Raw genomic sequence first — 8,526 nt, 5'->3', positions numbered from 1 at the left:
GGTCGACCATACTCATTAAAGACATAAGATGGAGACACTCTCCCTCTCCTTGATCATGCGGAAGCTGAACTACGATGAATTCATCCACAAGATGAGCGGTCATTTCTTTTAATTGCCGAATGGCTTCAGCGTTTGTACGATAACCATGTCCGACAACTAGGGTCTTATCATCAAGCCAAACGATATCACCGCCATCCGCAACCGCATCACCCGTTAAATACCCAATAATCGGGATGTTCTTTTCCCTACAAAATTCTTTGTATACATTAGCTTCAGGCTGTCTCAATTCTTTCCCGGACTTTAAAATAATGGCTCCTTGGCTAGTGAATTTGACCGGATCATGAGCATATAAGGAGTCAATGCCGACCACCGAAGATGCTGGCAAATAATCGATGTTTGGAACATATTTCTCCAAAATGGAAATAAAGTCACCATACTCTTTTAATGCTTCGTTGAAATCTGGCTCTTCCGCATAATTGAAGTTCCGCCATGCTTGGCTTAAATGCTCTTGACTAATAAATGCTTCTTTCGGATGTTTTACAATGACACGTTCCAATGGATTGTACATGGACGAACAATATGTCACTGCCTCCCCCTCCTTTTCCGCATAGTGGAAAACGTTTCCGCTAATAGGAATTTTTCTTTTATTATAAAATCAACTTTGGTATAATGTCAATATGTTTTAAATTTTCAAATAACTTAAGGTTTTGTTCAACTTGTAATGAAAGATAGGTGGTTTGTTTATGCAATCGATCGACCGTGCCATGAACGTTATAAAGGTGCTGGTTTCCAATTCATCGGAAAACTGGCTGTCAATTACGGAACTTTCCCAAGAATGTGATCTTCCTGTCAGCTCCATGCATCGTTTGTTAAAAGCGATGTCCTTGCATGGATTAATCCAACAAGACGGGCAATCCAAACAATATGGTTTAGGGAATATTTGGCTCGAATATGGTTTACGTATGTATGACAAAATGGATTACATCAGCCAAATAAGGCCTGAACTGGAAAGGCTGATGAACGAAGTCGAGGAAAGCGTCTATCTTAGCCAGCCAATAGGAATGGAATCACTCGTTATCGAACGAATCGACAGTGAAAAAAGCCAAATCCGGGTTTATGACCAGCTTGGCTCAAGAGTACCTATGCATATTGGGGCTGCCAATAAAGTGATGCTTGCCTATATGCCATATAATCAAGCCAAAAAAATCGTGGATGCTCTTGTGCCAATTCAAGAAAAAGCAGCTTTTTGGGATATATTGCAAGAAACTAAAATGAAGGGACATGGAATCAGCCACAGTGAGAGAACAGAGGGAACATGTTCTGTTGCCGTGCCGATACTGAACCATTTTGGGGAAGTTCACGGTGCAGTGAGCATAGGTTTTGTCAGCTTTAACCTGACAGATGAAAGACTTGATTTCCTCATTAAGAATGTTATGGAAACTGGCGATCGGGTTTCTGCAAAATTGGGGTATAGGGGAATATGAATAAGAGAACAGTGAAGGATTATCGGATAAGCCGAAAAAGAAGATGAGTCATTTCATCTTCTTTTTCGTTTTTATATTAATCGCTGCCGGTCACAAATAAATCTTCTTTAAAATAGGCGAGTACCTCGCCCGCCACGACTGGTTCACCCTCCAATACCTCCAATGATTCTATTTTCCCGCTGACACCAATATCTATGATTTCCACACGTCCATCTGCCTTCTTAATCTGAAATAATTGTTCCCATTCGTAAAATCTCGAATTTTTGGATATTGAAATTTTTTCAATCCTGCCTTCACATGGGCTAAGAATCACATCAACGTACATTTACATCATTCCTTCCTTCAGTATTCTTCTAAATGAAATGGGGTTTGTAATACCAACTTGAGAAAGTTTTGGAACTCATGTATATCTTCTTGTTCAATCCCAAGGGCCGGAGCCCAGTATTGATCTAAATTAATATCATTGGCACAAAGCAGGATCATTCTTCCGCTTTGCATGGAAGTGACCATTGCTTTACCGAAAAACTGGGCCGAATATACAATGGTCACATCATATCTATAATCTTGTGACAATAAGCAATAATGATGAATAGCCTGGTTTTCTTTATTTTCGGAAAGAATGTCAAAATTCAACGGATTGCCTCCTTTCTTGTAAACCCTAATTCGCTCAGAACCTGACCCAACCTCGAAGCTGGGATGCTTCTGCTATTTTGCGAATCCCTTCAATATATGCAGCCACTTTCATGTTCACGGAATATTTTTGTGAAGTATGGTAGACATTCAAAAAGCTGGCCGTTATCTTTTCCTTCAATCGTTCATCCACAAGCTCTTCCGTCCAGTAATAACCTTGGTTGTTCTGGCACCATTCAAAATAAGAGACTATCACCCCTCCTGAATTCGCCAAAATATCCGGGACTAGCACTATACCTTTATCATCGAGAATCTTGATCGCTTCCTTTGTTGTCGGCCCATTTGCCGCTTCGATCAGGATTTCACATTTTAATCGTTTTGCATTTTCATTATTCACCACTCCGCTAATAGCTGCTGGAATCAGCACATCACACTCTTTTTCCAACAATTCTTGATTGGATAATGAATCTTTGTATAAGTTCGTAACGACCCCAAAAGAGTCCCTGTTCTCCAAAAGGTAAGGAATATCCAAGCCATCCGGATTATATAAGCCTCCAAGCTCATCCGCAATTCCGACAACCTTAGCCCCCATTTCATGTAAATACAACGCTAAATGACTGCCAACATTCCCGAACCCCTGAATGATTACCCGCATGCCTTCAATAGGAATCCCCCTTAAATCACATATCATTTGAAGTGTGTACAATACTCCCTTGGAAGTGGCCTTTTCCCTGCCCTTCGATCCTCCTAATCTCAGAGGCTTTCCCGTAATGAATCCGGGTGAATCGAATTCCCTGATGTGATCGTATTCATCCAGCATCCAGGCCATGATTTGTGAATTCGTATACATATCAGGCGCCGGAATATCTTTTGTAGGGCCCACTATTTGACTTACTGCCCTGACATACCCCCTGCTTAATCGTTCTAGCTCAGATGAACTCATCTGTCTGGGATCACACACAATGCCACCTTTTGCCCCTCCATATGGAAGATCAGTTATTCCGCATTTCAAGCTCATCCATCCGGCCAATGCCTTTACTTCTTCAGGAGTGACATCCGGGTGAAACCGAATCCCCCCTTTCGTTGGACCGGCTGCATCATTATGTTGAGCCCGATACCCTTGAAACATCCTTGTCTCCCCATTATCCATTTGAATAGGAATACTGACTTCCAGAAAACGCATTGGTACTTTCAAAAAATCAAAAACCTGATCTGGATAGCCCAAAACATGAATCGCTTCTTCTAAGATATCCTGGAATTCTTGCAATGGATTATCCAATTGCAGTTTTTCAATCACCTTAATTTCCCCTGTCATTTTAGCACCTCACTTTTATTCTTATATCTTACTTAAGCAACTTTCATGCCAGCTTTGAAGATATCATGTGGGATAGCCATATACCGCCATTTGCAATCATCACTATCACACATACCATCATCAGGAAATATGTATGAATTCATAATCAATTCAGGTTTGCATATGTAAACAGCGATGATTAAATACATAAAAAAACGCATCCTTATTAAGATGTGTCAGTCGGTGACAATCAAATTTGTCTACAGTCATTTAAGGGATTGTACAATTTGAACGTTGCCTCCAGGCACCCGCGGGCGGTCCGCCCTCTTCGCTTTGCCCTGCTGGTCTCCCCTGGAGGTTCGGAATGCTTTCAATCCGGACAACAAGGAGACGTAAAATATTGTTGATTGCTGCGATGAATGTAAAGAAGAAGGCCACCTGGACTTGGCAAGGGGCCGTGGTCAACTATTCTCCATACATACTTCATTCAAATAAAAAACCAAAAAGGTTTTGGAATGAAACTATTCCAAAACCTTTTTGGCTTATCGGATCAGTTTTTACTAGCAAAGTCTCAAAGCTGAATTTCTTCAACATGGTATTGAGGCGGAGCCTTCCGAAATGCCTTTGTGATATATAATAGATAACAAAAACCAATAATGAACCAACTTATTCCCATTATTAAGGAACTTATCTCAAGGTTGATCCAAAGAATGCCAATTGCTATAGCTCCAATTAAAGGCATTATTAAGTATTGAATACACCCCTTTATCGTTCGATGTTTCTTTTCCCGAATGATAAAATGGCTGATCACTGAAAGGTTTACAAAGGTAAATGCCATTAATGCACCAAAGTTGATCAGTGAAGTCGCTGTCACTAAATCGAAGAATAAAGCAGACAAGGAAATGACTCCAACTATGAGTACATTAATGGCTGGAGTCTTCCACTTAGGGTGAATAAACCCAATCCATTTTTCCGGAAACACTTTATCACGTCCCATAACATACAAAAGACGGGAAACGCTGGCATGCGATGCTAGTCCCGAGGCTAGCGTATTGACGAAAGTCGTACAAAGAAAAATGGATTGGAATAGCTTCCCACCTACATAAAGGGCGATTTCCGGTAATGCAGCATCCGGTTCCTTAAAACGGGATATATCCGGAAAAAAGAGCTGAATAAAGAAAGATGCGGTAATGAAGATGATTCCACCCCAAAGTGCAGTTAAAAATATCGCTTTTGGAATCGTTTTTTTCGGATCTGGCGTTTCCTCAGATAGTGTCGTTACCGCATCGAATCCCAAAAAGGAAAAACAAAGGATCGTGGCCCCGGTTATTATTGCCGAAACTTCCATTCCTTCATTTACGAAAGGCTTTATCGTAAACACTTCTCCTGTACCTTCTCCATCATTTAAACCTTTGACAACAAGAATGATGAACACTGCCATGATGGCAATCTGAATTAAAACAAAAAGCGCATTAAAGTTAGCAAGTACATTGACACTCCGGAGATTGAGAATGGTGACGATTGCTACGAATAATACTACCCAAATCCATGTAGGAACCCCTGGAAATAATGCTGTGAGATAAATTTTGGTCAACAATGCATTGACCATAGGTAAAAACAAATAGTCTAACAACGAAGACCATCCCACCAGGAATCCTAAATGCGGATTTATGGCCTTTTGCGTATAAGTATATGCAGAACCTGCAGCAGGAAAAACCTTTACAAGTTTTCCATAGCTTGCAGCTGTAAAAAGCATCCCCACCAATGCAAAGATATAGGCAGTCGGCACATGGCCGCCCGTAATCCCAGATACAATTCCAAATGTATCAAATACAACCATGGGGGTCATATATGCTAACCCCATCATAACGATTTGCCATAATTTCAGTGATCTTTTCAATGTAACCTCATTTTCCACCTATCATTCCTCCTTGAAACCGCTTTCAAATCAGTGGTCCATTTCTTAAATAGATAAATCTTCATGCCTCCCTCTTTTAAAAGTTTTACCTGTATACCTTAATGCAAATACTGTGCCACATGATTTCTGTTTACTCGACAAACGAAAAACGCCAAAAACGCTACTTAATTCCTGTATTCTTACCGGCACATGATTGATTTAAAGAAATGAAGTCTTGGAGCATCTCTTCATCGGCGATTCAATTCCCCATAAATTATTCGCCTTTGCATAACGCAAGCAAATGATATGCGTAAAAATCCTCATTAAATCACTTACTGTGACCCTGGCATGATAATTGCATAATTAATCATCCATAGGAATTCATTTATATGAGTTTCAAAACTATTATCGTTATAAGAAAATGGAGGAATAGAACTATGAAATATCCTTTATCCCCTGATGTTAAACCAGAGTTTTGTACCACCGGATCATTTATGCGCTTACCTTCTACAAGAGAAAATGCCAAATTGGCAGTGGTAGGCATGCCTTTTGATACAGCTGCTTCATTCAGGGTAGGAGCCCGGTTTGCTCCGCAGGCAGTCCGCCAGGCATCCATGACGTTGTTTCCTTATCATCCGATTCACAAGGTATTTCCGTTTGACGAATGTAATGCAATTGATATTGGGGACGTTTCGGTGATTCCCCATAATATACATCGAAGCTATGAGTTAATTGAAAAGGCTATGGCAGACTTGATGAAAAACGGTATCATTCCAATAGGCATCGGAGGTGATCATTCAGTAACATTGGCTAATCTAAGAGCTGCCGCCAAAATACACGGTCCTGTTGCTCTTCTTCATTTTGATTCACATACAGATACCTGGGATACTTATTATGATGAAAAATACTGGCATGGTTCCCCGTTTATCCGTGCATATGAGGAAGGCTTGCTCCAAACGGATAAAGTTTTCCAGATTGGCATCAGAGGTACGCTCAATCATCCAGGAGATATAGATTCAAGTACAGATCTAGGTTACAATGTGATAACTACGCCTGAACTGAAGAAAAGAGGAATCGAAGATGTCGTGAAGGAAGTCAAGAAAACCATAGGGGATACACCATGTTTCTTGACCTTTGATATTGATTTTGTAGATCCATCATGTGCTCCTGGAACTGGCACCTTGGAGGTCGGCGGTCTAAATAGCTTTGAAACCCTAGAGATGATACGCTCTCTGCAAGGATTCAACTTTATTGGATTTGACCTGGTGGAAGTCCTCCCGCCATACGATCCAACACAAATTACATCACTATTGGCAGCCACCATCATACATGACTTTGCCAGTTTAGTAGCCTTACAGCTAAAAGAAGAACAAAACGAGGAAAATTCAGCCGAAAAAAGTTTATAGAAGCAAACAGTTTCGTTGAAAAGGCATCTGCATGTAGTTAGAGCAGATGCCTTTTTTCTATATCATCTTTTATTCTGTCCTGCATTTCCTATATAAATCATTTCATATAAACTGAAAAACAAGTTCGAGCTATCGGTGTGGGAAAAATAAAAAAAACACATCCCCTCTAAAAGAATGGGATGTGTCATCATTTTATTCGTCCGATCCTGACCCAGGACGATTGGATTGTGTTGGCAGGGTATTCCAAAAGCTAGAATCAACAGTTTCTATTGAACCATCGGCGATAGCTCTGACAGCTGCATCCAAAGTGGTTATTGTTTGCTTTATTAAATAGCCATTACTTTTTTGTCCAAGCGCCACTGACTCGATATTGTGGTCCGACATACCTCGCATCTCAAAGAGCAGTGTGGCAATATCATAACGAACGGCTGCACCATTACGGCCAATATTTTCTCCAGAACCGCCATCATACTTACCAATATGCCCCCAACCAGTTGGTTCAATGGAGTTATATACAACAGCACCCAGTTTTTTTGAAGCTTCTAATACCTCAGGCTTTACGTTAGCGTTAGTAGGATAAAGAATTGAACCTGAAACAAGTTCACCATCTGTTTCGCTTAACGTTCCCTGATGATGTAGATCTATCATGTAATCTATATCGTATTTCGCAAATACATTTTCGTGTAAAGCCTTTACCTCCACTTGCATGGAATCAGTTTTTTTATCATGCTCACGGTTTAAGTCTATCCCATTTGCATTCGCCCGTGTTAAATGTCGATCTCCTTTTGCTAAATAGTCATCAAGAGGGAAATTAACATCTCCCATTGCCCCATCTGCATTTAACATGGGAATGATCAGTATATTAACATTTTCCAATAAACCTTTAGTCTTATTCGTGCCTAGATGTTTAATGAATTCGAGTGCACCTTCAGTAGTCAGTTGTTCATTTCCGTGCTGTTGGGTTAAAAATAGTATAGTTGGATTCTTAGGATTTGAAATGTATTTCGCTAAGTAAATATCCCTCCCTTTTACCGTTTCGCCGATTACTTCCAATGCTAGCCTTTCTTGTTTAGCATCCTGCGTTTTAAGATAGCTTACCAGGCTTTCATATGTATGAAGTTTTGAAGTTGTCACTTGACCATTTCCAGCACTGGGACCATTTCCAACCGCTCCGACTGGCAGCGCAACAGCTGTAACTGCGCTTAATGTCATTAAACTAGATAATGAAACTGATAGGACTTTCTTTTTAAAATTCAATAAAAACCCTCCTCAAAATTTAATTACAAAAAAAGTAACCATTATTAATATTCTGACATCTTTAACACTTTATGTTAATAGTGAAAAATAACTATGTTTCAAATCATTTTCTTCTGCACCATATAACTTGAAAGGAATTACTTCTACTAACGCGATATTCAAAAAGGCATTTTCTGTTTGCCGTAACCGATCAGGAAGAAAAACCAGGCGGGTACCCGTCTGGTTACTAAGTTGATGAAACTATCAATTTTTATTATTGCCTGCCCTCTGTCAGTGGAATTGACTTGTATTGTTCCGGATTGATTTTATATACTGAGCCATCAGTAACTCCATCAATTATTCCATATAACCCTCTTTCCACTGCTTTAATAAGCATGCCTTTTTTCTTTTGGCCAAAAGACTGTGTCTGGCCTCTAACTTCAAAGAGCACTGTCCCACTTCCGTTTAAAGCAAAGGCTCCTAAAGCCGTCCCAGGAAGATTTTGGTTTTGCGGATATAATGATATATTTCCATATGGAGAATTACCTTGTTCTTTCATAGCATTATATACTGCCACAT

General features: G+C 40.0%; 9 protein-coding genes and 1 pseudogene. 2 read left to right on the top strand and 8 right to left on the bottom strand.

Translation table 11 applies throughout. The annotated features are described in order from the left end of the window. Positions 1 to 568: arginine deiminase family protein (locus ACFVSH_RS19775; protein ID WP_387707438.1), on the bottom strand; the 568-nt coding region annotated here is incomplete at its 3' end. Positions 569 to 743: 175 nt separating this feature from the next. Between ACFVSH_RS19775 and ACFVSH_RS19770 the strand changes: the two genes are divergently transcribed. Further along, entirely contained in the window at positions 744 to 1,484 is a 741-nt protein-coding gene (locus tag ACFVSH_RS19770; protein ID WP_387597392.1) for an IclR family transcriptional regulator, read from the top strand. A 76-nt stretch (positions 1,485 to 1,560) separates the two neighbouring features. Here the strand turns inward: ACFVSH_RS19770 and ACFVSH_RS19765 are convergent, their stop codons facing one another. The 5 genes from ACFVSH_RS19765 to ACFVSH_RS19745 form a co-directional block, all read right to left on the bottom strand. Next, on the bottom strand, positions 1,561 to 1,809 hold the full coding sequence (locus tag ACFVSH_RS19765) for a biotin/lipoyl attachment domain-containing protein (RefSeq protein WP_141993502.1): 249 nt from the start codon (positions 1,807 to 1,809) through the stop codon (positions 1,561 to 1,563). A 17-nt stretch (positions 1,810 to 1,826) separates the two neighbouring features. Continuing rightward, positions 1,827 to 2,117, bottom strand: coding sequence for an SAV0927 family protein (locus ACFVSH_RS19760; RefSeq protein ID WP_387597395.1), 291 nt, complete (start codon positions 2,115 to 2,117; stop codon positions 1,827 to 1,829). Between the two features lie 34 nt (positions 2,118 to 2,151). Next, positions 2,152 to 3,429, bottom strand: coding sequence for a Glu/Leu/Phe/Val family dehydrogenase (locus ACFVSH_RS19755; RefSeq protein WP_387597398.1), 1,278 nt, complete (start codon positions 3,427 to 3,429; stop codon positions 2,152 to 2,154). A 249-nt stretch (positions 3,430 to 3,678) separates the two neighbouring features. After that, positions 3,679 to 3,873, bottom strand: a complete 195-nt coding sequence (locus tag ACFVSH_RS19750; protein WP_387707437.1) for a hypothetical protein — start codon at positions 3,871 to 3,873, stop codon at positions 3,679 to 3,681. Between the two features lie 106 nt (positions 3,874 to 3,979). Then, the gene (locus tag ACFVSH_RS19745) at positions 3,980 to 5,326 is read right to left on the bottom strand and encodes an APC family permease (protein WP_387597401.1); all 1,347 of its coding nucleotides are present in this window, start codon (positions 5,324 to 5,326) and stop codon (positions 3,980 to 3,982) included. Positions 5,327 to 5,742: 416 nt separating this feature from the next. On the opposite strand from ACFVSH_RS19745, the gene speB reads away from it, so the two are divergent. Then, positions 5,743 to 6,711 carry an agmatinase gene (speB, locus tag ACFVSH_RS19740; RefSeq protein ID WP_387597404.1) on the top strand — a complete coding sequence of 323 codons (969 nt, stop codon included), beginning with the start codon at positions 5,743 to 5,745 and terminating at the stop codon, positions 6,709 to 6,711. Positions 6,712 to 6,903: 192 nt separating this feature from the next. Here speB and ACFVSH_RS19735 read toward each other — a convergent pair whose 3' ends face one another. Beyond that, positions 6,904 to 7,968, bottom strand: a complete 1,065-nt coding sequence (locus ACFVSH_RS19735) for a M14 family zinc carboxypeptidase (RefSeq protein WP_387707436.1) — start codon at positions 7,966 to 7,968, stop codon at positions 6,904 to 6,906. 253 nt (positions 7,969 to 8,221) lie between these two features. Beyond that, positions 8,222 to 8,526, bottom strand: a pseudogene (locus ACFVSH_RS19730) (M14 family zinc carboxypeptidase); the annotation flags it as partial.

Origin of the sequence: Peribacillus sp. NPDC058002, from assembly GCF_042886655.1 — a bacterium.
Lineage (GTDB): Bacteria > Bacillota > Bacilli > Bacillales > DSM-1321 > Peribacillus > Peribacillus aracenensis.
The sequence above is the reverse complement of the archived record's forward strand: the minus strand, read 5'-3'. Positions and strand labels throughout refer to the sequence as shown.